Origin of the sequence: Pseudarthrobacter sp. NamE2, from assembly GCF_005796205.1 — a bacterium.
Classification (GTDB): Bacteria; Actinomycetota; Actinomycetes; order Actinomycetales; family Micrococcaceae; genus Arthrobacter.
The window spans coordinates 93498-114881 of the sequence record NZ_VAHN01000012.1; the positions used below are offsets into that span (position 1 = coordinate 93498).

Consider the following 21384-nt stretch of genomic DNA (forward strand, 5'->3'; position numbering starts at 1 on the left):
GTCAGGCGGCCGTGTGGGCTGCGAGGAGCCGGAGCACGCGGTTGTTGGAGGCGGGGTCGGCCACGGTGATGCGCACGCCGTCGCCCTGGTACGCGCGGACCATAATGCCCGCGGCGTCGAACGCGTCCACCAGCCGCGCCAGCAACTGGTCATCGGCGCGGATCCAGAGGAAGTTGCCCTGGCTCCGCTGCAGCTTCCAGCCCAGGGCGTCCAGTTCCGCGGCCATCCGGGCGCGCTCCTCCTTCACCGCGGAGACCCGTGCTGCCATCTCCTCCCCCGCGTCCAGTGACGCGATCGCCGCCTTCTGGGCCAGCGCGCTCACGGCGAACGGCAGGGCGGTGCGGCGCAGACCTTCGGCGATTGCCGCCGTCGTAATTGCGCAGCCGACGCGCAGGCCGGCGAGCCCGTGGGCCTTGGAGAAGGTACGCAGGATGCAGACGTTCGGATACCGGCGGTAGAGCGCCAGGGAATCGGGGCCGGTGCCCGCGTCGGCGTATTCCACGTAGGCCTCGTCGATCACCACCAGGACGTCGGGGCGGACGGACTGCAGGAAGGCCTCGAGGCGGTGGTGGCTGATCGGCACGCCGGTGGGGTTGTTGGGCGTGCAGAGCAGGATGACCTTGGTGCGGTCGGTGACGGCGGCGGCCATGGCGTCGAGGTCGTGGCCCTCGGCGTCATCCAGCGGGACGCGGACCGGCCGGGCGCCTGCCAGCTCCACCAGGATGGGGTAGGCCTCGAAGGAGCGCCACGCGAAGACCACCTCGTCCCCGGCGTCGCACAGTCCGGTGATGATCTGCTGCAGGACGCCCACGCTGCCGGGCCCCACGGCCACCTCCGCGGCGGTCACGCCCAGGTGCCGGGCGAGCCGTTCGCGGAGTTCGACGACGGCCATGTCCGGGTAGCGGTTCATCCTGCCCGCCGCCTCGGCCACCGCGGCGGTGGCTGCGGGCAGCGGGTCGTAGTGGCTTTCGTTGCTGGCGAGGGCGGCGATGTCCGCGCCTGCGCTGCGCCGGCCCGGGACGTACGCGGGAAGTCCGGTGACGGCGGTACGAAGGGTGGGCAGCGCTGTTGCCGGAGGGGCCAGGAGTTGATCAGGGCTCATGACTTCCGATCATGGAAGTGACCCGTGCCACATTGCAAGGTACGCTCTGGTGCCTGGGACTTCTGCTCAACTTCTAATACCTGTGGTGAAAATATGACCATCGCGAACTCTCGCACCCTCGATTCCCTCGACGGCAGGATCATCCTTGCCCTCGACAAGGACCCCGAAGCCAGCGCCCTGGCACTCTCCCGGACACTCGGCGTCGCCCGCAACACCGTCCACGCCCGGCTGGCCCGGCTGGAGCGCAGCGGCGCGCTCCGCTCCTTCAGCCGCAGGCTGGACCCCGCCGCGCTCGGCTACGAGCTCATGGCCTTCCTCTCCCTGGAAATCAGCCAGACGCGGTTCGGCTCCGTGGAAAGCGGCCTCGCAGCGATCCCGGAAGTCATCGAGGTGCACGCCACCACCGGCGACGCGGACCTCATGGCCAAGGTGGTGGCCCGCGGCACCGCCGACCTCTACCGCATCACCAACCAGATCCTGGAGATTGACGGGATCCAGCGGACCAGCACCGCCATCTCGGTCATGGAACTCATGCCGCCGCGGTACGACGGCCTCATCAGCCGGCTGTCCGAGCAGGAAGCCCGCGACGCGGACTAAGCACGGGTGACGCGCGCCATAAGTGGGCGTTTTGTCACCCCTGTTCACTTCTGCTGCCAAAAATCCCAGCTGCAATCTCGTCTCTTGCTTGTGAGAGAGCTGCGCCACAGGATTCCTGCATGACTTCACTTACCGTCTCCGGCCGCGTGGCCCAGGTTCTCAGCAGCTACGTCAGCGACGTCTTCGGCGTCATGGGCAACGGCAACGCCTACTTCCTGGACGCCGCAGAGAAGCAGGGCCTGCGCTTCACCCCGGTCCGGCATGAAGGCGCCGCTATCGCCGCGGCCGACGCCTACTACCGGGCCTCGGGACGGCTCGCCGTAGGCACCACCACCTACGGCCCCGGCTACACCAACGCGCTCACCGCCCTCGCCGAGGCGGTCCAGGCCCAGATCCCGGTCGTGCTGGTCACCGGGGACGCGCCGAGCAGCGGCGCCCGGCCGTGGGACGTGGATCAGGCGGCCATCGCCACCGGCCTCGGCGCGGCCACCTTCACCGTCACCCGTGATGCCGCGGGCGCCGTCACCCGGCAGGCTGTGGAGTACGCACTCACCCGGCGCACCGCCGTCGTGCTTGCCATCCCCTACGACCTCGCGGCGTTCGAGGCTGCGGACGAGGAGCTTCCGGAGCCGACGGCATCCAAGGTGGCGGACGACGTCGACGGCGGCCTTGGACAGGTCGCTGACCTGCTCGCCGTGGCCAGGCGGCCATTGATCCTGACCGGCCGAGGTGCGCACCTCGCCGGCGCCGGGCCGGAGCTCCGCGAACTCGCCGACCGGCTCGGCGCACTGACCGCCGGAACCGCCCTCGCGCTCAACCTCCTCAATGGCGAGGGGTACCTGGGCGTCGCGGGCGGTTTCGGCACCGACACCGCGGCCGGGCTCATGGGCGAGGCCGACGTGGTCCTGGTGGCCGGGGCAAGCCTGAGCCCGTTCACCATGCGGTTCGGGCACCTGCTCGGCCCGGACAGTATCCTTATTCAGATCGACACCGCGCTGCAGCCGACGCATCCACGGGTGGACGTGTTTGTTCGCGCGGACGCGAAGGTTGCTCCTTCGCGGCTTTCGTCTTTGCTGAACGGTGAGGGTGTGGCGAAGGGCTGGCGCGCGGAGGTTTCCCGGCGACTGGCTCTGGGACCCGGCCATGATGCCGGTTCGGCGGAAACTGTGGACGGCCGGCTGGACCCGCGTGCCCTTGCCATGGCGCTGGATGCCGTGCTGCCGGAGCGCCGCACGGTGGTCCAGGACGGCGGGCACTTCATCGGCTGGGCGCCCATGTACTGGAACATCCCCCGGCCGCAGGACCTGGTGATGGTGGGCACCGCCTACCAGACGATCGGGCTGGGCCTGGCCAGCGCCGTCGGGGCAGCCCGTGCCGTGGAGGACGACCGCACCCTGGTATTGGCCTCCGGCGACGGCGGTTTCCTGATGGGCCTGTCCGACCTCGAGTCGCTGATTGCCGCGGCCCGCAGCGCCATTGTGGTGATCTACAACGACGCCGCCTACGGAGCCGAGATTCACCAGTACGGCTCCCAGGGCCTGACCGAGAAGCCGATGCTGATCCCCGAGGTGGACTTCAGCGGCATCGCCCGCGCTTTAGGTGCGGAGTCGGCGATCATCCGCTCCCTGTCTGACCTATCCGCGCTTCAGGACTGGATCGATGCCGGCGCGAAGGGAACCTTCGTGGCCGACTGCCGGATCACATCCTCCGTCCGGGCGCCATGGCTGAGCGAGTGGATGAAGGCCTCCCAGGCTGCGGCGAAGGCGGCGGTAGCGGGGTGACCCCGGTCGACGGCCATAAAAAAGTCCAGGCCTGTGCCTAGTTAGATATCTAGGTGTACTCAGCCAGTAGGTTGGTTACTCCTGCTGATGGGTGGTTTGCCTCCGAGGCTGCTGTGTGGCCGGTGGTTGTTGTAGAAGTCTAGCCATGGCTGCAGGGCATCGGTGCGTGCCTGGTTTGAGGTGAAGGGCTGCCGGTAGGCCCAGCCTTCCTGGAGGGTTCGGTTGAAGCGCTCTGCTTTGCCGTTCTGCCAGGGGTGGCGGGGTTTGATCAGGATGTGTTTGGCGCCGAGTGCAGCCAATGCGTCCTGGAAGTCGCGGGAGCGCCGGTAGGCGAAGGCGTTGTCGGTCATCACCCGGCGCACCGGGGCTCCGTTGGCTGCCATGGCCGCCGATGCCCTCGTGAGGAACCCGGCGCAGGTCGGGCCTTTCTCGTCGGGCAGGACCTCAGCGTAGGCAAGACGGGTGTGGTCATCGACAGCCACGTGGACGTAGTCGAAGCCCAGGTTCTTGCCCGAGGAGCGGTGGTTGGCAGGGCTCTGGTCTGGGTCGGCCCGCCAGCCTCCGCCTTCGGGGATACGCCCGAGTTTCTTGACATCAACGTGGAGCATGTCGCCCGGGGCGTCGCGTTCATAGCGGCGGTCCGTGGCCCGGGAGGCCCGGATCCTTGCACCGGTCACCGGGTCAAGGTCCCACAGTTTCGGCATGCCCGCCCGAGCCAGAATGCGGGAGACGGTCCGGGCGCTGGTACCGCAACGCCGTGCCAGATCGGCCGGTCCTTCACGGTGATTGACACGCTGACTCAGAACATCGGCAACCACGTTCGCCGGTGTGGCATGTGGGCACGACTTCGGCCGGGAGCTGCGGTCCTCAAGACCGTCCCAGCCTTCGGCCCGATATCGGCCAAGCCAGCGATGTGCGCAAGCCCGCGAGACGCCCATTTCCTTGGCGACATGGGCAACTGGGCGGCCTGAGAGGACGCGCTCGACGATGATCCGCCTACCCCTTGGGGTCAGGCGGGCATTACGGTGGGACATGAAGACCTCTTAGTCGTTGGCTGTGTGTGGTAACCACCAACCTAAGAGGTCTTCACCTATTCACGATGTAACCAATGTCCTGACTTAGTACATCTAGGCGCAGGCCTGGACCGCGAGACTGAATGAGTCTGATTAGAGGACTTCGCAGGCCTTCAGCTCGACGCCGAGGTCGCCGCCATCCTGGAACGTGCCCCGCACGGTGATTGCGCTTTCCGGCACAATGGCGGCTGCCCGTGCTGCGTCCACATCATTGCAGTTGACGTGGATGAAGCTGTACTTGTCCCCGTTGTCGACCTGCACGACGTACTGATCCTTATCCAGGAATTCTGTGTCGACCTTATCGACGAAGCCGGTAACCTGCAGAACCTTTCCCTTGTACTTCGCATCGGCAGCGGCCTCATTGCCCTCGAAATCCGCCAACAGCTGACCAGCTTCGACTTGCATCACCTCAGGAGCCGCTTGAGCAGGAGCGGCCGCCGGCGCGGGGGCCTCGGGTGCCGCCGGTGCTGCTGCCGCAGCGGGTGCAACTGCCGGCGCCTCCGCGGCAGGAGTGGAACTCGTTGCATTTTCGTCCTTGCCACCGTTGGCGATGGACGAAATGATCATTATCAGAACAAATACAAGCGGGATTATGAAACGCTTCTTTTTAAACCATGGGCGGGATGCCTTTCGGTAAGCCTTCTCGGCTGCCGCTTGTGCTTTTCCATGGCGCTGCGCGTCTTGCAGCATCGTGTTATCTGTCACTGCAGATCCTGTCTAACTGGTCGGCTAATTTTCTCTGGGTGGCTTGTCTGCCTGCGATATCACTCAGATAGAGCCTGCGCCAAACAGATAACTGTTTCGTCCCCCCGGAACAAAATAAAACCATTCCAAAGCGTCTCCTGTGAACCCCGCATTGGCGTGAGATGACATTCCTCGGCCAATACTATGAAGTTCTTGCGCCAATCTTGATCCTTAACCCCGTAAGTACATTAACCAGGCTGGACGGGCTGATAAATCGCGCCGCACGGGCGCCATCGGTGATGGGATGAAACGGCGACTCACTAATCACTCGCGACAACCTAGGGACCGCGTGGCATAGCCCGGGAACGTCGAATACGGAGCCCGCAACTTCCCGATGTGAAGTCCCAATCAGCCGTCCCTAGCCGACAAAGCGAGTAGAAGGAATCTTGTCCCGATCTTGATTGACTCCTGTCTTTGCATTGCTGAAGGGCATCTATCCTGTCGATATCAGTTTCCCAGTTATTCGAACTACACCGCGGACTCATGCTTCACGGAAAGGACAACTACCCGTCGTGAAATGGAAAAAGCAAGAGCGAGAGTTGACGGACAACTATGCGCATTTCATCGAGCAATTGAACACCGCTTCGAAGAACCTTCATGCCCGTCAAGATTCGCTCGGTATGACTCTCCAAATCGCGGGCGTGCTGTTCAAACAGAACGAGCTTGGACTAAAGCTCTGGGAAGAAAGACGGACCGCGTTGGAGGAGTTGCTCAGCCAGCAAGTCTTACCTCTCAAAAAGGCAGACTCTTTGCGGGAGTTGTATGAGGTCGCCAATCAGATGGAATCGACGTTCAAGCTTCGCACGCAGCGAATCCGAGAGAAACAGTTCGCAGTAGCGGCCAACTTTGATGAGATCGATAAGTCTCTTGTCGAGTTGGACAGAAGCAAGATCAAACTCCATACATCGCGTATGCAGTCACGCGATCATGAGTACCTCAATAAGGTCGTAGCCGACTTGTCCGGAACAGTTCAGCTTGCGGCCCCCTCCTCAACAGACCCAAGCCTCCGGGAAGATCTTAACGATGCTAAGAGAGCCATCAAGTTGGCCGAAGCGCTGCTGGAACTGAAGGAAAAGTGACTCGCTATGCAACCATCATCGGACAGCGTGGTTATCCGGACCTTCACATCAGGGCAGTGGGATGGCCTCAGCAATCCAAGACCTGTGAATGTCTTCGCAGCGATGGACGGAAAGGGCTTGTGCATCGGCTTCGTTGTCTTCGCCATATTCGCGAACCTCGCCGGTTTCTGGCTCGCGCTCTTGGTCTTCGCTGTTATAGCCGTAATTGTCGCTATAAATAGGACCAGGGGAAGCCTCTCCCCCCAACAGCATTTTGTGAACGCCCTTCTGGCGGATGTGAATGACACCCTTGTCGAACTTACTGGCAACAGGGAGGCCATATTATCCGTGACCGACCTAGTGGCCTTGCGGCAATCCGGCTACGGTATGCCGATAACCGTCAATGGTGTCTCGGGACTGTCTCTTAGCGTTGTCAGCGACGCGCCACGGCAAGAACACCTGGCCGCCATAGCAAGGGTCAGTGACAGAGTCTGGACAACACAAGTCGTAGTTAGCGCTAGCGCACCCGACTATGGAACCGCCAGTTTCGATCGGCTACTTATGGCGACCGTGGCCACCGACTGACGGCCTTCAGACTCGCATACCAAGATGCAGGGTCGGCCCTGCAGCGTTTCGGTTCGGCCACATGGACTCGTCTGCCCACGAAGCAGTCGGATGGCCAGGTGGGTCAGGGACAACTACCCCAATATTGACGTCGGCGGATAGCGGCCGGTCCCGCCGTCGTACTCATGGACATCGGCATCTGTTGAGGTGCGATCCAGCAGGATTACTATGAGCCATGCCCGTGACCGGCCGAGCCGTCTCCGCCACGGTGCTGCTCTTCATAGGGGCAGGCCTGGCTCTGCTGGCCGTGCTGGTCCACTACGAATTCATGCGGATCTACGGCGATGTCACCGGCACCGCGTTCGAGGGACTCACCTGGGGGCTCACGGCCGGCCCCTCAGGACTGGGACTCAGTCTGGTGGCGGTGGTTACCATAAGCGCCTTCATGCTCTCCACGCGACGGTGGATGCGGCTGACGGCCGTGGCCATCCCTGTCCTCATGCTGGCCGGGATGTTCGCTGTAACCCCCTCCGCACTAGGGCAGCGGCTTGAGACGCAATACGTCTCAAGTCCGCAGTGCGTGATCGAGGGCACCCAGGAGCCCATGGCCAGCGCGGATCGTGAGGCCCAGCAGGTGTTCGATTCGATCAGCCATATCGGCCATTTCAGTGGTGGCGGCATTGGCGGTGTCGGCGGCTGTACCCGCGGGTTCAAGCTCTCAGGAGACGCCGATGTGTTGGAGCACTATCGCGGAGCGCTAGCAGCGGCGGGCTGGGAAGTGGTCGAGGATGACGGGCGCCAACTGCGGGCACACCTCAATGGCCGGGCCTTCGCTGTGATGCCCTGCCCAGGAGGCGGTGTCATCTGGGCAGGAAGCGAGGACGACTCCTCATTCGGACAGGGAAGGCCTGAGTTCGCGAACACGGAAATTTGTCCGCACGACCTCTAACACCGGCGTCTACCGGCGCTACCTGCCGTCACGCGTGATTTGCTCCAGGGCGAGCACGCCGGCTGCGAGACCGTTTTCGGCCCGGACGGCGGCACCCAACTCATTGGCACGGGAGGCGTAAGAGCCGGTGTGGACCAGGTCGCCGAGACGGTCGGTAAAGCCTGTGTGGAATCGCCTGGCCGGTAGCGGGGCAGGTCCGACGCCGAGTGCATGGACCCGCGCGCCCCAGAACGGCTGGTCCGCGAGGAACGGCACCACCAGCGTCGGCCGGCCCGCCCGGATGCCCGCCGCCGTCGAGCCCGCACCTCCGTGATGAACGACTGCCGCGACCCGCGGGAAGAGCCATTCGTGGGGTGCGCCCTCCAGGACCAGGACGTCGTCGGTCCCTGACTCGCCCGGAGCGATGCCGCCCCACCCGGTCGCCACAATTCCGCGTAGGCCATGAGCACGCAGCGCGGCCAGGATAATCTCCCGGCGCTCGTCCGCTCCCTTGCCGAAGCCCATGGAGCCGAACCCGATATAGACCGGAGGCTCGCCCGCTGCGAGGAAGTCCACCAGCTGCGCGGGCGGATCCCAGCCGTCGTCGCTGTGATCCAGGAACCAGTAGCCGGTGACGTGGGCCGACGGAGGGTAGTCGTCGGGGACAGGAACAACGTGCCTGCTGTACGGGTACAGGACGTGGACGGGGCTGCCGTCCGGATTCCGGAGCGGATCGGTGAGGCGGCGGATGCGCCCCAGGCCGATCCCGCGTCGGAAGTCGTTGATCATGCCGCCGTACATGGCCCCACTCATCCGGCGCAGCCCGTAGGACGCCCGGTTGCCCAGCGCCCCGAAAGAGGCGCCGCCGAAGAACGGCATGGCGTGCGCGCGCGTCGGGGTAAAGAACGGCAACGGGAGGGAAAGGACGCCGGGCACCCCCAGCGCTTCGGCGATATGCGGCCCGGCAAGACACTTGGGATGGTATACGACGACGTCGGGTTGCGCCGCCTAGGCGGCGGCCCAGCATTCCGCGTTCAACTCACGCATCGCGGAGGTCATAATCCTCAGTGTTCGCAATGCATCCCTGGGACCGCTCAGCTCGGGCATGACCTCCTGGACCAGGCGCAACATCGTGGAGCCGGCCGGTTGGTGGGTGATGGTTCCGGGACCGGCGTGCGGCACCAGCTCCGCAAACCCTTCAGGAACAGCGAGGGTGACATCATGGCCTGCACGGGCAAGCTCGCCGGCGAGGGCGGCGTAAGGCTGAACATCGCCGCGGGTTCCGAAAGACATGATCAAGACATGCATGGCAGTCTCCTCCAGACGGGCTCCGATGCCGCCCTAAGGCAGGGCGGCATCGCCGCCGACCAGGCTTCCCGGCACTCCATTTGGGATGTTACACCGTCAATTCAGGATGCCCGGCGGAATTCTCCGGGGCGGAGCTGGAGATGGAACGGCAGCGGCAGCTGGATCGGCTTGTCGCCGATGGGCTCGTCGAGCAACTCGTTGATGGAGCTCTGCCCTTCCAGCTCGCCGTTCCGCTTAGTGCCCATGAACCGACCTTAAGGGCGCCACAGCCTGACCCGCTTTCGTGACACGGGCTTCTGGCCTGTTCAGGAACGGAGGCGGGCGCCGCCGTCGTACGCTCCCGCGGCTAGCCCGGCCGTGCGATACACCACTTTGCCCCGGGATTCGGAATAGCGCAGCATGCCTGTGCCATTGTGAAAGGCATGAAGGCAATCACTTACAGCTCATACGGAAACCCCGATGTCCTCGAATTCGGCGACCAGCCAATGCCGAAGGTTGGGCCGGGAATGGTCCTGATCAAAGTCAAGGCAGCCGCGGTGAACCCGGTGGACTGGAAAATCATGGCTGGGTACCTGGATGCCGTCATGGATCTGCAGTTTCCCGCCATCCCCGGCTGGGATGTGGCAGGGGTTGTGGACTCGGTGGGGATTGACGTCCGGCAGTTCCAGCCGGGCGACGAGGTCATCGCCTACGGCCGCAAGGACTACGTCCACGGCGGAAGCTTTGCCGAGTACATCGCGCTGCCGGAGCGGCTCCTGGCCCGCAAGCCTGCCTCGCTCGGGTGGAACGAATCGGCGGGCCTGCCGCTGGCCGGCCTGACCGCCTACCAGGTGCTCAACCGACTGGGCCTGAAGTCCGGCGAAACTGTCCTGATCCACGGAGGTGCCGGAGGCGTGGGCTCCTTGGGCATCCAGATCGGTGTGGCCCTTGGTGCCAATGTCATTGCCACTGCCTCCGAGAAGAACCACGAGTTCCTCCGCTCCCTGGGAGCGGAGCCGGTCGCCTACGGGGACGGGCTCGCTGAGCGTGTCCGCGCCCTGCGTCCTGACGGCGTGGAGGTCGTTGCCGACTTCGTAGGCGGAAACCTCGCGGCGACGCTGGCCGTGCTGGCCGGAGGAGGCCGGCATGCCTCGATCGCCGACAGTGCAGTGGAAGAGCATGGTGGCGACTGGATGTGGGTCAAGCCGGTGGGAGCCGATCTGCAGGAACTGGCCGACCTGGTGGACAACCGGAACATGCGCGTGGAAGTTGCCGAGGTCTTTCCGCTGGAAAAAGCCGCTGACGCTTTCCGGTCCAACATGGAAGGGCATACCCGCGGCAAGATCGTGGTTGCCGTAGACCAGGATTCCTGATCCAGGCAGCTGGCTGACTAAGGCTCCGTTCCCCGCAACGGAGCCTTAGCCGTGTAGAGGGGGTCCACACTCCAGGGACATGGAACTCCGCTATCCGTGGGTGACCGCAGCGCCCACTAAACCGAAGAAAGTCCCGGCCGCCAGGGCAATGAGGGCACGCTGCCGAATGGGATACAGCCAGCGCACTGCGAACACGGCCACTGCCATAATCACGCCGTTGACAACGCTCAGGATGACGGCGATCCATTCGGTTCCGGTGGCCACCCCGAAACCTCCGCCGCTGCAACCGCTGATCCCGCACCACGCAAAACTCGCCACCATCCATTGCGGAAGACTCAGCAGCACTGCCAGCGGCACGGTCCACCAGAGCTTCCTGGCGTCCGGCGTCACCCCACGTAGCCTCACCCCCGGATGCCGGGCCGAGGCGTCCGGGATGGGGGTCGAGCCCGGTGCACGCTTCCGTGCACTGCGGACAACCCACCGGAAGAAACCCGCGTTGACCACCGCAAGGAGGAGGTACCCGGAATAGTAGAGGACCGCCGTCGGCATCGGTCCTCCCCCGGAGTCAAAAGTCCCGATGACGAAATACGCAGCCGAAACTGGCAGCGTCAGAACCACCATGGCGAGCGTCACGCCCTCCTTGAACCTCGCATCCCAGCCCATTCCGACGGTTCCGGCCAAAAGCGACGTGACAACAACAGCAGATGTCACCAACACATAGGCGACCATCGCAATTCTGGCCCAGCGCGGCTGGGCCGATTCATTCGGCTGAGATCTTCCCCGCACAATGCTCCCCTTGTCGTTCCACCCATCGCTTTGATAGCCGCACGCTAACAGCCGACGGCGGACGCCGCCGCTGTGGGCGGACCCTACTCGAAAGTCCAGGCCTCAGGGCTGTCCGCACCGGCGACCTTCCTGCGCCGGCGCAGCACCGCAACAAGGAAAACGGCGCCAGTCAGGAGCACAACACCCGAGCCGGCGGCGACGGCCGGAATTGCCAGGTCGAAGGAACCCTGGGCGACGGCCTCGCCGTTTGACCCGCCGCCGTCGGCTGCTGCAGGCTCTTCCCCAACGGTGGCGCGCGCCGCAACAGCCCCGGCCGATCCGCTATCGAGCACCGTCAAAGACTTGCCGCCCCTGTTCACCACCACCACGGAACCGTCGCCCCGCTCCACCATCCTGCCGGGATCGTCACCCGTGGCCATGGTTTCCGCGGCAGCCGCCGCTCCGGCCGGAATCACCGAGACTGTATCGTCCAGGCTGTTGGTCACGTACACCGTCCCGTCGGCAGCGGCCAGCACCTCCTGCGGAGCCTCGCCCACTGGAATCCGCCGTGCCACTGTCGTCCCGCCGGGCTCGATGACAGCGACGTCGTTCGTCAGGATGTTGGCCACATAGACGGTCCCGTCGGGAGCTGCCGCAATCCCGTGCGGATGGGCCTTCGCCCCTACCTCGATGCTGTGCGACGGTGATGGTGCACCGGGCGGAATCACGGTGACAGTGCCGGCAAGCTGGTTGGTGGCGTAGGCTGTCCCGTCCTTGGCCAGGACTACCTCTATGGGATAGGGCCCGGCCTGGATGGTCCGGTGCACCCATGCGTCGCCCGGCTTCACCACTGACACCGAGTCCTCGGCCGGATCGACCACGTAGAGCGAGCCCTGCGGCCCCACCGTCAGCCAGTGCGTGCCGGCAGACACCTTCATCACCAGGGACACTTCACCCGCGCCTGGCGCCACCACACCAATTTCGGACTGCGCGCCATCGCTCTGCGCCACGTACAACGTCCCGTCCGGCGTCACGGCCAGCGAGGTTGGGAAGCCCCCGGTCTTGATGGTGCGTGACGGCATGGTCTCTCCCGGCCGGTACACGCTGACGGCGCCGTCCCAGCCATAGTCGCTGACATACAGCGTGCCGTCCGGCCCCGTCGCAACGCCCAGCGGCTGACCGGCCACGTGGATGACCTTTGCGTCCGCGGCGGACGCTGGGACGGCCACGACGGCGGTGGCCAGTGAGAGCGCGACGCCGGCGAGCAGCACCCGCTGAACGGCTGGAAGTGGCGAGGCACGCCGGCGTGGTGGCTTGGATGTCATTAATATTCCCCCAGAATCCTGCCGACCCCCTCGGCAATCCTCCGATCCTACCGGCCTACCGGCGGAGCCATGTGTTGCCGCATAGAGCTATAGTCTTTGCCGATGGGCAGTTGGAACGAAAGGCAGCGGACAATCCGTTCCAACGGGGCGGACCTGGCGGTCTTTGAGTACGGGTTGGACCCGGCAGCCGATATTCCTGTCCTGCTTCTGGTCCATGGCTACCCGGACGACCACCGCTTATACCTTCCGCTCATCCGCGAACTGGCGGAAACATTCCACATCATCGCTTATGACACCCGCAACGCCGGATCATCGTGTGTCACGGACAAGCTGGGGAGCTTTGTGCTGCAGGCCCTGGTGGATGACCTGTATGCGGTTCTGGCGGCCACGACCGCCTCACCCGTTCACCTCGTGGGCCACGACTGGGGGTCCATCCAGGGCTGGGCAGCAGTCCAGGACCCACGTGCCGCCGGAAGGATCAGCCGCTTCACGAGCGTGTCCGGGCCGGACCTGCAGCACTTTTCCCGGTGGATACGCGAAAGGCTGCGGCACCCGCGGGGCTGGTCCCAGCTGTTGGGACAACTCCTGCGCAGCTCCTATGTGGCCGTGTTCCAGATTCCCCTGCTGCCCGAGGTGCTCTGGCGCTTTTTCCTCACCCGCTCCTACGAGCGTGCCACCGGGCGCGCCGTAGGCAACAATCCCGTCCGCGGACTTGCCCTCTACCGGGCAAATTTCCGAGCCAAGCGGCGGCCTCCGGGTCGGGTGTCGATTCCCGTCCACGTGATCGTCCCGGTCAGGGACCCATTCGTCTCCCCAAGCCTGACCGACGGTCTGAATGACTGGGTTCCCAGGCTCTCGGTGACGAAAGTAAGGGCCGGGCACTGGTGGCCGACGACCCACGCCTCGGCCTTCGCGAAGCTACTGCGGAAAGAACACAACAAAGAGTTCTAAACAGCAAGGCCGCGGATACATTCCGCACCACCCGCAATTCACCTCCGCTCCAACTCCCGGCACCACAACCGCAACCTGCCCTCCCTAGCGTTGACGGGTCACCGGCCCAGAGGCCGCCCCGTTTCTTGCTGGAGGAAACCACCCATGCGCACAGTCCTGACCGCAGCGGCAGCCGCCGCCCTTATCGCCGCCATGGCGAGCCCCGCCGTCGCAAGCTCGGAGACCGAAGCCGGCACGCCGTCGAACGCTGCCGGCGCCGCCACCTCGGGGCTGAAGGTGAACGAGCGCAACGGCTCCTTCGACCTGCAGAGCCACCGCGGCGGCCGCGGCGAATGGACCGAAGAGTCCCTCGCCGCCTTCAAGAACTCGCTGGCGCTGGGCGTGACCACCCTCGAACTGGACACCCACCTGACCGAGGACGGCAAGGTCATCGTCTGGCACGACGACACCATCCAGGCCGCCAAGTGCATCGACACCGCGCCCGCCACCGCCGGCGACCCCGAGTTCCCCTACGTGGGCGACCGCGTGGCCGAGCTGTCCCTGGCCCAGATCAAAACCCTCAACTGCGGCTACGTGCAACTGCCCGGCTACCCGGAGCAGGACGTCATCGAGGGCAACCGGATCGCCGAGCTTAAGGACGTCTACCAGCTGGTCCGCGACGCCGGCGCCGCCAAGGTCCGCTTCAACGTCGAAACCAAGGTCGAGTCCAGCCAGGTCGGCGGCGCCGGCATGGAATCGCTCACCCGCGCCGTCGTCACCGAGATCCAGGCCTCCGGCATGGCCGCCCGCACCACCCTGCAGTCCTTCGACTGGTCCTCGCTGAACCTCACCAAGGAACTCGCCCCGGAGCTGCCGCTCGTCGCGCTCTCCAGCGGCGACGCGTGGATGGGCGTCGGCCAGCCCGGTGCCAGCCGCAACCTGGGTGGCATCGACATCGACGACTACGACGGCTCCCTCCCCAAGGCGGCAGCCGCCCAGGGGTACGACGTCATCTCCCCCACGTTCCGCTCCGTCACCCCGGAGATGATCGCCGAAGCGCACGAGCTGGGCCTGCCCGTCATTCCCTGGACCGTGAACACCACCGCCGACATGGAACGCCTTATGGACCTCGGCGTGGACGGCATCATCACCGACTACCCCACCCGCCTGCGCACCCTCGTGGAGGAACGCGGGCTGAAGCTGCCAAAGGCTTATGAGGTGAAGGGGTAACCTCCCCGCCTCCGGTTCAAATCCAATAGACCGGGTAGCTGCCCCTGCTGAGCCTGCTTCTGAGGATTTCAAAGGCCACCAGCACGCAGGCAGCGATGACGGAGCACACGACGAAGGCCACTTGTTCCGTTGTGGCCAGGGTACCGATCACCGCCGTGGCAGCAGCCGGTGAATGCGGCATCCGCATCCACAATGTGATCCCGATGGTGAGGCCACCGGCGATGACAGCGGCCCAGACCGAGTGGCTCACGAGCCCGGCGCAAACACCCACGACGGCGGCAATCGAGTGACCCCCGATGACGCTCCTGGGCTGGGACAACGGAGACAGGGGTGCTGAGGACACGAGTGCCATCGACGCAGCCATCGGCGGGATGAGGAGGAGGTGTCCCGACACCTCCCCGAGGAGTGCAAGGCTGCCCAGGGCGATGATGCTGGCAAGGCTGATCATCAAGAGCCTTGTTGCCGCAGGCCTGCTGGGGGCCCGGGAGGACCACAGCGGAACAGCAGGAGCTGAACCAGCCTTTGATGGGACATCAGTGGTGACGGACATGGTAATTCCCTGACATGGCTTGGGGCACTGGAGGACCCGCCAGTTGGAACCTGGCGGGTCCTCCAGTCAGTGGTGGTGAAGGGCCGGCGGAATATGGGCCACGGGCCGTTGGGCATGGTTACTCCGCGACGAAGTACAACCGCTTGTTAACGAATTCGCCCATGCCCAGCGGACCCATCTCCCGCCCGTAGCCTGACCGCTTCACACCGCCGAAGGGCAGTTCCGCCGATTCCGCGGCGATGATGTTAACGTGGGCCATGCCAACGTCAAGGCGGGAGGCGATTCTTGCGGCCCGTGCCGTGTCGGTGGAAAAGACCGAGCCGCCGAGGCCGAAGCTGGAAGCATTCGCGAGTTCCAGGGCTTCCTCGTCGCTGGAGACCTTGTAGACGATGGCAACCGGGCCGAAAATCTCTTCGTTGAACGACGCCGACTCCGGGCTAATTCCTGTGAGGACGGCAGGCGAGAAGTACGCGCCCTCCCCTTCCGACAGCACGCCGCCAGCTTCCAGGGTCGCGCCCTCGGCGACCGCCTTTTGCACCTGGGCGTTGACCTGCTCGGCAGCGGCACGGCTTGAGAGCGGACCGTAGCCGTTATCCGGCATGTTCAGCGGATCACCCGGTACGAGGCCTTCAGCATGCTTTTTCAACTGCGCGACGAACTCGTCGTAGATGTTGTCCATCACGATCATCCGTTTGTTGGCGTTGCAGGCCTGGCCGGCGTTGTACGTGCGGAAGCCCCAGGCGTCGGCGGCAACGGCGGCGAGGTTGTCGGAGTCGAGCACGATCATCGGGTCGGTGCCCCCGAGCTCGAGTACGGCCTTCTTCAGGTGCCGGCCTGCCTGCTCGCCGATGATCGAGCCGGCGTGTTCAGACCCGGTGACCGAGACACCCTGGACGCGGGGATCGGCGATGATCGCCGCAACCTGCTCGTGCGAGGCGAAGACGTTCGTGTAACCACCGGCAGGAACGCCCGCGTCGAGCATGATCTGCTCGATTGCTAAGGCCGAGGCGGCGCAGATGTCCGCGTGCTTGAGGAGGATGGTGTTGCCGAGGACCAGGTTGGGGCCGGCGAATCGGGCAACCTGGTAATAGGGGAAGTTCCACGGCATGACCCCCAGTAGAACTCCTACGGGGCGGTTCTCAATGATTGCCTTTCCCGGAATCGTGCTGGGGATTTCCTGGTCCACGGCGAGGCTGGGGCCGTGGACGCCGTAGTAGTCGATGATGGCCGCGGCGAACTCGACTTCCTCGATGCCCTCGGACAGGGGCTTGCCCATCTCCCCGGCAATGATCCTGGCCAGCTCTTCCTTGCGCTCGGTGAACAGCTCAGCAACCCTGCGGACAACAGCTGCCCGGTCCTGGATACTGCGGTCGGACCACTGACGGTATGTGGTCTCAGCACTGGCCAAGGCCTGCTGGATGTCTTCCACGGAGGCTGCCTCGAAGGTCCTGACGACTTCACCGGTGGCAGGGTTTTGGGTTCGGTAGCGTGACATGTTGCTCCTTCTTGTCTTACAGCGGCACTCGGCTGCCCTTTTGTGGCGCTTCCTCCACCGTGAGGTGGTGGCCGCTGCCGTTGCGGTACATTCGGCGCTCCCGGTTAGCGGAAACTATCCACAGCGCCGAGCCGCTCGTGGTCTTGGCCACGACCGTCCCCTGGTGCAGCAGTTGGCCGTTGCCGGAGAGCGAGACCTGGGTGCCGAGCTCCACCCGGGCCCAGTCAGAACGCGTTGCGGGCTTGACGTTCATCTACTGGCCGTTGGGCTGTATTCCGTCAGGGGCCCAGGGGTAGCCGGTGGCCAGCGGGGCGCCGTCGTCGTACTGGGAAAGCCACTCGACCGCCGCGGCGTGGTAGCGGTGGAAACCCTTGTAATCAACGAGCTCGTGGTCCAAGGAAGCGAGGGCGCGGTGGATGCGCTTGGCCCAGTTGGGAGCGTGCTGGACCAGTTCAGCGAGGCTGACCAGGTAGGTGCGCACGGGGAAAACTATGGCGTTGGAGCGGGGCAGGCGGTGGAGCGGTTGCAGTTCGATGCGCAGGTACACTTTTTCACCGGCGTTTTCGCTGTCCACGGTGGCCCGGTCAGGAGCCCATTCAGGGAGCGTTTCCACTGAAGTCTCAAGCCGCGGGTTGACCGTAAGGGACCAGTTGACGCGCCGGACCGGGTGGCCGGGCTTCATGCGGAGCAGGAACTTCAGCGCCCTGTCCAGGATGCCCATGTCATGCAGCTTGGGTACCGGTCCGTGGAATTCAAAGAAGCTCATGCCCAGGTTGAACTTCAGCGAGTAGTCGGCCCGCTGGGTTGTCATCCCGGCGCCGATGACGAGCGTGTTGTCCTTCTCCTCCAGGACTACGAACTCGCCCTGGGCCTGCCGGGTGGCGTATTCCATGGGGTCCATGGGCAGAGTCGCGGGGTCGCCGAAGGTGAAGGAATCGTCGATTCCAAGGAGCCGGTTCTGCCAGCGCCACTCATTGCCGTTTTTCGTGAGCGTGAACTGTTCCGGGAAGTCCCTGGCGTATGACTCGAAAATGAGCTCAAGCAGGTCCCACTGCGCTTCCATCATGTGCGGCAGGGCCAGGTAATGGACGCCCGGCATATCCCTGAGCATCTGGTCGCGGTGGGCGCACTCGGACACGTAGTGTTCGTCGATGTCGAAGGCCGCCCTGAGAGCGCCATCCCCGGCCGGAACGTGCGGTTCCAGGTTCATCGAGTACATGTAGTCGTCGTCCGGGAACGGGAACGGCAGCCGCCGGACGCCTTCGGCCGAGTTGCGGAACTGGTAGTCCCCTTCTGGGGTGTAGGTTTCGTTGGTCTTGAATGCGGTGGTTTCGGGTGCAGTTGTCACGTGATTTTCCTCAGGCGTTGATGACGAGTTTGGTGCAGGTGGCCCGTGAGACACAGGGCATGATGAGCTTGCAGGTTGCGCGGTCCGATTCGGACAACCAGTCGTCGCGGTGGTCGATGGTTCCGTCGAGTTCCAGGACCTCGGTCTCGCATTCCCCGCAGGCCCCTCCGCGGCAGAGGTAGGGCAGCTTGTGGCCAGCTTCTTCCACGGCTTCGAGCAGGGACTGCTCCGGAGACACTTCGATGACTGCGCCGGAGCGTGCCAGCGTGACGGAGAAGGGATCGCCGGTGGATCCCAGGTCCTCGAACCTTTCGAAGTGGATGTTTGCATCGGACCAGCCAAGGGAGTGAGCCGATGTGACGACGTCGTCGATCATGCGTGTCGGCCCGCAGATGTAAGCGTGGGTACCGAGGGGACGTCCCGCCAGGATTTCCATGGTGTTCAGCCGGGACTGCCCGTCATGGCCGTAGAGGGTGACCTGGTCGCCGAAGCGCTCCTTGAGTTCACAGCCAAGGGCGGCGTGATCGGGGCCGCGGACGGCAAGGTGCAGTTCGAAGGGGCTTCCTTTGAGGCTGAGTTCTTCGACTTGGGCAAAGACCGGAGTGATGCCCACTCCGCCTGCGATGAAGACGTGGTGCCGTGCGTGTTTCGAGACCGGGAAGAGATTCGCCGGGATGCCCGCGAGGAGGACATCGCCCTCGCGAACGTTGTTGTGCATGGCCAAGGACCCGCCCTTGCCGTCGTCGACCCTGCGGACGGCGATCTGGTACTGGCTGGTGTCGTAGGGCGAACTCATCAGCGAGTATGCGTTGCGTTTGGTGCCCTCCTCGGACGGGATCAGGACGGTGAGGTGGCTGCCGCCGGAAAATGGAGGAAGCCAGGAGTCGTCGGCCGGGCAGAAGGTGTACCGGTTGATTTCCGGCGTGACTGCTTCGATGCTTTTGACCCGGAGCTTGAGGGCTCCGTGCTGGGATTCGCTCATGTGTCCAACTCCTCGTTGTCCGGCATTTCGCCGGGGACTTCGCCGTCTGCTTTTACTCCCTGGAACGCGGCGAGCCTTCCGGAGTAGTGATCCCGAACGATCAGGTTGAGTTCACAGCCGGGGCACGTGAACACTCTGTGGGTGACATTTTCGGAATAGTGCCCGCAGTGGGCGCACCACACGCGTCTGGCAGATGACCCTGCTTGCTCGCGCAGCACCTCGTCCCGGTTCATTCCGTAGGAGGTGGCTACCTGCATTGAGGTGCCGATGAAGCCTTCGGAACCGGACAGGTAGAGTCGGGTGCCCATCTTCGCGTCGGCAAGTGAGGCGTCGAGTCCACGCACGGCATCGGCGTTGGTTGTGAACACGGCCAGGTTGCGGACCTTGAATTGCTGAAGTTCGGCAAGGTAGTTCTGCCCGGTGAATGACTCCGTTGAGTACAGGACGTCGGTCGCTGCGAGCTGGTCAGGGGTCATGGCCTGGAGCAGGCGTACCAGCGGTTTTCCGCCGCTGCCTTGGGCGGCCGCCAGGTGGTTGAGGCCGCTCGCCATCGGTGTCAGCTCGTCGTAGACGGGGCGGCTCTTGATGCCGGTGATCAACATGGGTTTCTGTTACCTTTTTCGGTCAAAGTGTTCAGCGGGTTGCAAGCGCCGGCACGGCGTCGGCAGCGGGAGCATCACCCTTGAGGTGCGGCTTCTTCCACGCCATGTAGACCAGTCCGGCCACAACGACAGTCACAGCGGAGATCAGGACGACGTGGTTCGCGAACCAGCCGTCTTCCGGGGTTCGCGGCCAGGCCATGTTGACCATGCCGAGCACGCCCCAGGCCAGTGCTGCGATGTTCACCGGCACGCCCCATTTGCCGAGCTGGAAGGCTCCGTTGGGCTTCCAGCCAAGCAGCCGGGCACGAAGCGAGGCGAGGACGACCATCTGGAAGCCCATGTACATGCCCATGGCAGCGAAGGAGATGATCACTGTCAGCGCATCGCTGGAGACCTTCGATCCGATGACGATGAGTGCGGGCACCAGCCCGGCCAGGAGCAGCGCGTAAGGGGGTACGTGCCGGGATTCACTGAAGGTGCTGAGGAGCTTGCTGGCCGGAAGGATTCCGTCACGGGCCATTGAATATGCAAGGCGGGAGGTTGCGGCCTGCAGGCTCAGCACGCAGGAGAGGAAAGAGATCAGCACGACGGCGAGAACGGCTTTGAACCCGATCGGGCCGAACGCCGAAAGGAGGATGTTGCCAACAGGGTCCGTCTCGGTTCCGGAAATCACGGCAGCGAAGTCGGGAACGGCCAGGATGAGGGACAGGCAGACGAACATTGCTGCGAAACCGCCGATGTAGATGGTCATCCTCATGGCCTTGGGGATAGTGCGGCCGGGGCTCGGGACCTCCTCGGCAACGTCGCCGCAGGCTTCGAAGCCGTAGTACTGGAAGATGCCGATCAAACCGGCTGCAGCGAAGGCGAAGAAGTAGTTGCTGACTTCCCCTGCGCCGAACGCATTGAACAGGACGCTGAGGTCATGGTGCCTGGCGGTGGCAAGCAACCAGATTCCCACGACCAGGGCGCCACCGAGTTCTGCCAGGAGACCGATCATGGCTACGGCGTTCAGTACTTTAGTGCCGCCAAGGTTCAGGGCGGTAGCAAGAGCTATAACCACGAGGCCACACACGATGGTGGTGTCCACGCTGCTTTCCATGCCGACCAGGGTGCTCAGGAACGGGCCCGCGCCGTACGCGACGCTGGCAATGGTGGTCAGGAGCGCGGCCAGGTAAACCCAGCCGTTCATCCAGCCCCACTTGCGGCCCCACAGCCTGCGTGACCAGGGGTAGACGCCGCCCGCTACCGGGTATGCCGCGACAACCTCACCAAACACCGTAGCGACCAGGAGCTGCCCGACGCCCACGATGACAAGCGACCAGAACATTGGCGGCCCGGCCACACCCAGCGACGCCGCAAACAAAGAATAGACGGCTACTACCGGTGAGAGGTAGGTGAACCCCAGCGAGACATTCCCCCAAAAGGTCATCTCCCGCTTGAATTGCCTCTCGTACGAGTAGCCAAGGCTGGCGAGATGCCGGGCGTCGTCGTCGACGTCAACCTCCGCAGCCGGTTCAGGTGCTTCTACACGCATTGGATCCTCCTAATAGGTCACACCACTTCCTGTGAGCGGGACCACGTGAGTAAAAACCATAGTTTCATATCTTTGATCGCGCAAGAGCAGGTCCTGACCCTTTTATTCGCGCGTTT

23 protein-coding genes are annotated in these 21384 nt (G+C 64.3%); 8 read left to right on the forward strand and 15 right to left on the reverse strand.

Annotated features, from left to right (window positions below; translation table 11 throughout):
* Nucleotide 1: 1 nt before the first annotated feature.
* Nucleotides 2–1102: a histidinol-phosphate transaminase gene (gene hisC / locus FDW83_RS14555; RefSeq protein ID WP_138138793.1), complete on the reverse strand. Its 1101-nt coding sequence runs from the start codon at nucleotides 1100–1102 to the stop codon at nucleotides 2–4.
* 93 nt (nucleotides 1103–1195) lie between these two features.
* Here hisC and FDW83_RS14560 point away from each other — a divergent pair, with 93 nt between their 5' ends.
* Together FDW83_RS14560 and FDW83_RS14565 are read left to right on the forward strand one after the other, a co-directional pair.
* Nucleotides 1196–1699, forward strand: a complete 504-nt coding sequence (locus FDW83_RS14560; RefSeq protein WP_138138794.1) for an Lrp/AsnC family transcriptional regulator — start codon at nucleotides 1196–1198, stop codon at nucleotides 1697–1699.
* A gap of 119 nt (nucleotides 1700–1818) precedes the next feature.
* Nucleotides 1819–3480, forward strand: coding sequence for a thiamine pyrophosphate-binding protein (locus tag FDW83_RS14565; protein ID WP_138138795.1), 1662 nt, complete (start codon nucleotides 1819–1821; stop codon nucleotides 3478–3480).
* A gap of 59 nt (nucleotides 3481–3539) precedes the next feature.
* Here the strand turns inward: FDW83_RS14565 and FDW83_RS14570 are convergent, their stop codons facing one another.
* Complete coding sequence (locus FDW83_RS14570; RefSeq protein WP_138138796.1) at nucleotides 3540–4514, reverse strand: IS481 family transposase; 975 nt, start codon at nucleotides 4512–4514, stop codon at nucleotides 3540–3542.
* A 132-nt stretch (nucleotides 4515–4646) separates the two neighbouring features.
* A complete protein-coding gene (locus tag FDW83_RS14575; protein ID WP_138138797.1) occupies nucleotides 4647–5258 on the reverse strand; it encodes a hypothetical protein in 612 nt (203 codons plus the stop codon).
* A gap of 551 nt (nucleotides 5259–5809) precedes the next feature.
* Between FDW83_RS14575 and FDW83_RS14580 the strand changes: the two genes are divergently transcribed.
* The 3 genes from FDW83_RS14580 to FDW83_RS14590 all read left to right on the forward strand — a co-directional run bounded on the left by FDW83_RS14580 (nucleotide 5810) and on the right by FDW83_RS14590 (nucleotide 7868).
* Nucleotides 5810–6376, forward strand: a complete 567-nt coding sequence (locus FDW83_RS14580) for a hypothetical protein (RefSeq protein WP_138138798.1) — start codon at nucleotides 5810–5812, stop codon at nucleotides 6374–6376.
* Nucleotides 6377–6382: 6 nt separating this feature from the next.
* A complete protein-coding gene (locus FDW83_RS14585) occupies nucleotides 6383–6940 on the forward strand; it encodes a hypothetical protein (protein ID WP_138138799.1) in 558 nt (185 codons plus the stop codon).
* A 214-nt stretch (nucleotides 6941–7154) separates the two neighbouring features.
* Nucleotides 7155–7868, forward strand: a complete 714-nt coding sequence (locus tag FDW83_RS14590) for a hypothetical protein (protein ID WP_138138800.1) — start codon at nucleotides 7155–7157, stop codon at nucleotides 7866–7868.
* Nucleotides 7869–7886: 18 nt separating this feature from the next.
* Here the strand turns inward: FDW83_RS14590 and FDW83_RS14595 are convergent, their stop codons facing one another.
* From FDW83_RS14595 to FDW83_RS19205, 3 genes are all read right to left on the reverse strand, one after another.
* Nucleotides 7887–8783 (reverse strand): glycosyltransferase, encoded by an 897-nt coding sequence (locus FDW83_RS14595; protein ID WP_138138801.1) that lies wholly within the window; start codon nucleotides 8781–8783, stop codon nucleotides 7887–7889.
* A gap of 72 nt (nucleotides 8784–8855) precedes the next feature.
* A complete protein-coding gene (locus FDW83_RS14600; RefSeq protein WP_138138802.1) occupies nucleotides 8856–9155 on the reverse strand; it encodes a glycosyltransferase in 300 nt (99 codons plus the stop codon).
* A gap of 101 nt (nucleotides 9156–9256) precedes the next feature.
* A complete protein-coding gene (locus FDW83_RS19205; protein ID WP_171027573.1) occupies nucleotides 9257–9400 on the reverse strand; it encodes a hypothetical protein in 144 nt (47 codons plus the stop codon).
* Between the two features lie 177 nt (nucleotides 9401–9577).
* On the opposite strand from FDW83_RS19205, the gene FDW83_RS14605 reads away from it, so the two are divergent.
* A complete protein-coding gene (locus FDW83_RS14605; RefSeq protein WP_138138803.1) occupies nucleotides 9578–10507 on the forward strand; it encodes an NADP-dependent oxidoreductase in 930 nt (309 codons plus the stop codon).
* Between the two features lie 90 nt (nucleotides 10508–10597).
* On the opposite strand, the gene FDW83_RS14610 is transcribed toward FDW83_RS14605, so the two are convergent.
* Complete coding sequence (locus FDW83_RS14610) at nucleotides 10598–11218, reverse strand: hypothetical protein (RefSeq protein WP_171027574.1); 621 nt, start codon at nucleotides 11216–11218, stop codon at nucleotides 10598–10600.
* Nucleotides 11219–11376: 158 nt separating this feature from the next.
* Complete coding sequence (locus FDW83_RS14615; protein ID WP_138138805.1) at nucleotides 11377–12597, reverse strand: hypothetical protein; 1221 nt, start codon at nucleotides 12595–12597, stop codon at nucleotides 11377–11379.
* A 102-nt stretch (nucleotides 12598–12699) separates the two neighbouring features.
* Between FDW83_RS14615 and FDW83_RS14620 the strand changes: the two genes are divergently transcribed.
* Both FDW83_RS14620 and FDW83_RS14625 read left to right on the forward strand, forming a co-directional pair.
* Nucleotides 12700–13548, forward strand: a complete 849-nt coding sequence (locus tag FDW83_RS14620; protein WP_138138806.1) for an alpha/beta fold hydrolase — start codon at nucleotides 12700–12702, stop codon at nucleotides 13546–13548.
* Between the two features lie 144 nt (nucleotides 13549–13692).
* Nucleotides 13693–14757, forward strand: coding sequence for a glycerophosphodiester phosphodiesterase family protein (locus FDW83_RS14625; protein ID WP_138138807.1), 1065 nt, complete (start codon nucleotides 13693–13695; stop codon nucleotides 14755–14757).
* Nucleotides 14758–14773: 16 nt separating this feature from the next.
* Here the strand turns inward: FDW83_RS14625 and FDW83_RS14630 are convergent, their stop codons facing one another.
* The 7 genes from FDW83_RS14630 to FDW83_RS14660 all read right to left on the reverse strand — a co-directional run bounded on the left by FDW83_RS14630 (nucleotide 14774) and on the right by FDW83_RS14660 (nucleotide 21268).
* Nucleotides 14774–15205: an HPP family protein gene (locus FDW83_RS14630; RefSeq protein ID WP_240720997.1), complete on the reverse strand. Its 432-nt coding sequence runs from the start codon at nucleotides 15203–15205 to the stop codon at nucleotides 14774–14776.
* Nucleotides 15206–15425: 220 nt separating this feature from the next.
* Entirely contained in the window at nucleotides 15426–16802 is a 1377-nt protein-coding gene (locus tag FDW83_RS14635; protein ID WP_138138809.1) for an NAD-dependent succinate-semialdehyde dehydrogenase, read from the reverse strand.
* A 16-nt stretch (nucleotides 16803–16818) separates the two neighbouring features.
* Nucleotides 16819–17055 carry a hypothetical protein gene (locus tag FDW83_RS14640; protein ID WP_138138810.1) on the reverse strand — a complete coding sequence of 79 codons (237 nt, stop codon included), beginning with the start codon at nucleotides 17053–17055 and terminating at the stop codon, nucleotides 16819–16821.
* A complete protein-coding gene (locus FDW83_RS14645; RefSeq protein ID WP_138138811.1) occupies nucleotides 17056–18150 on the reverse strand; it encodes a DUF3445 domain-containing protein in 1095 nt (364 codons plus the stop codon).
* Between the two features lie 10 nt (nucleotides 18151–18160).
* Nucleotides 18161–19132 carry a PDR/VanB family oxidoreductase gene (locus FDW83_RS14650; protein ID WP_138138812.1) on the reverse strand — a complete coding sequence of 324 codons (972 nt, stop codon included), beginning with the start codon at nucleotides 19130–19132 and terminating at the stop codon, nucleotides 18161–18163.
* The gene (locus FDW83_RS14655; protein ID WP_138138813.1) at nucleotides 19129–19734 is read right to left on the reverse strand and encodes a dimethylamine monooxygenase subunit DmmA family protein; all 606 of its coding nucleotides are present in this window, start codon (nucleotides 19732–19734) and stop codon (nucleotides 19129–19131) included. The genes FDW83_RS14650 and FDW83_RS14655 overlap by 4 nt, the downstream gene beginning before the upstream one ends.
* A gap of 31 nt (nucleotides 19735–19765) precedes the next feature.
* Nucleotides 19766–21268, reverse strand: coding sequence for an APC family permease (locus tag FDW83_RS14660; RefSeq protein WP_138138814.1), 1503 nt, complete (start codon nucleotides 21266–21268; stop codon nucleotides 19766–19768).
* Nucleotides 21269–21384 lie beyond the last annotated feature (116 nt).

What these genes read in the sequence shown, in the direction of transcription:
- FDW83_RS14660 (WP_138138814.1), bottom strand. Translation starts at nt 21,268, where the DNA reads ATGCGTGTAGAAGCACCTGAACCGGCTGCGGAGGTTGACGTCGACGAC.
- FDW83_RS19205 (WP_171027573.1), bottom strand. Translation starts at nt 9,400, where the DNA reads ATGGGCACTAAGCGGAACGGCGAGCTGGAAGGGCAGAGCTCCATCAAC.
- FDW83_RS14590 (WP_138138800.1), top strand. Translation starts at nt 7,155, where the DNA reads ATGCCCGTGACCGGCCGAGCCGTCTCCGCCACGGTGCTGCTCTTCATA.
- FDW83_RS14615 (WP_138138805.1), bottom strand. Translation starts at nt 12,597, where the DNA reads ATGACATCCAAGCCACCACGCCGGCGTGCCTCGCCACTTCCAGCCGTT.
- FDW83_RS14650 (WP_138138812.1), bottom strand. Translation starts at nt 19,132, where the DNA reads ATGAGCGAATCCCAGCACGGAGCCCTCAAGCTCCGGGTCAAAAGCATC.
- FDW83_RS14605 (WP_138138803.1), top strand. Translation starts at nt 9,578, where the DNA reads ATGAAGGCAATCACTTACAGCTCATACGGAAACCCCGATGTCCTCGAA.
- FDW83_RS14635 (WP_138138809.1), bottom strand. Translation starts at nt 16,802, where the DNA reads ATGTCACGCTACCGAACCCAAAACCCTGCCACCGGTGAAGTCGTCAGG.
- FDW83_RS14560 (WP_138138794.1), top strand. Translation starts at nt 1,196, where the DNA reads ATGACCATCGCGAACTCTCGCACCCTCGATTCCCTCGACGGCAGGATC.
- FDW83_RS14565 (WP_138138795.1), top strand. Translation starts at nt 1,819, where the DNA reads ATGACTTCACTTACCGTCTCCGGCCGCGTGGCCCAGGTTCTCAGCAGC.
- hisC (WP_138138793.1), bottom strand. Translation starts at nt 1,102, where the DNA reads ATGAGCCCTGATCAACTCCTGGCCCCTCCGGCAACAGCGCTGCCCACC.
- FDW83_RS14640 (WP_138138810.1), bottom strand. Translation starts at nt 17,055, where the DNA reads ATGAACGTCAAGCCCGCAACGCGTTCTGACTGGGCCCGGGTGGAGCTC.
- FDW83_RS14630 (WP_240720997.1), bottom strand. Translation starts at nt 15,205, where the DNA reads ATGATCAGCCTTGCCAGCATCATCGCCCTGGGCAGCCTTGCACTCCTC.
- FDW83_RS14625 (WP_138138807.1), top strand. Translation starts at nt 13,693, where the DNA reads ATGCGCACAGTCCTGACCGCAGCGGCAGCCGCCGCCCTTATCGCCGCC.
- FDW83_RS14570 (WP_138138796.1), bottom strand. Translation starts at nt 4,514, where the DNA reads ATGTCCCACCGTAATGCCCGCCTGACCCCAAGGGGTAGGCGGATCATC.
- FDW83_RS14655 (WP_138138813.1), bottom strand. Translation starts at nt 19,734, where the DNA reads ATGTTGATCACCGGCATCAAGAGCCGCCCCGTCTACGACGAGCTGACA.
- FDW83_RS14585 (WP_138138799.1), top strand. Translation starts at nt 6,383, where the DNA reads ATGCAACCATCATCGGACAGCGTGGTTATCCGGACCTTCACATCAGGG.
- FDW83_RS14620 (WP_138138806.1), top strand. Translation starts at nt 12,700, where the DNA reads ATGGGCAGTTGGAACGAAAGGCAGCGGACAATCCGTTCCAACGGGGCG.
- FDW83_RS14600 (WP_138138802.1), bottom strand. Translation starts at nt 9,155, where the DNA reads ATGCATGTCTTGATCATGTCTTTCGGAACCCGCGGCGATGTTCAGCCT.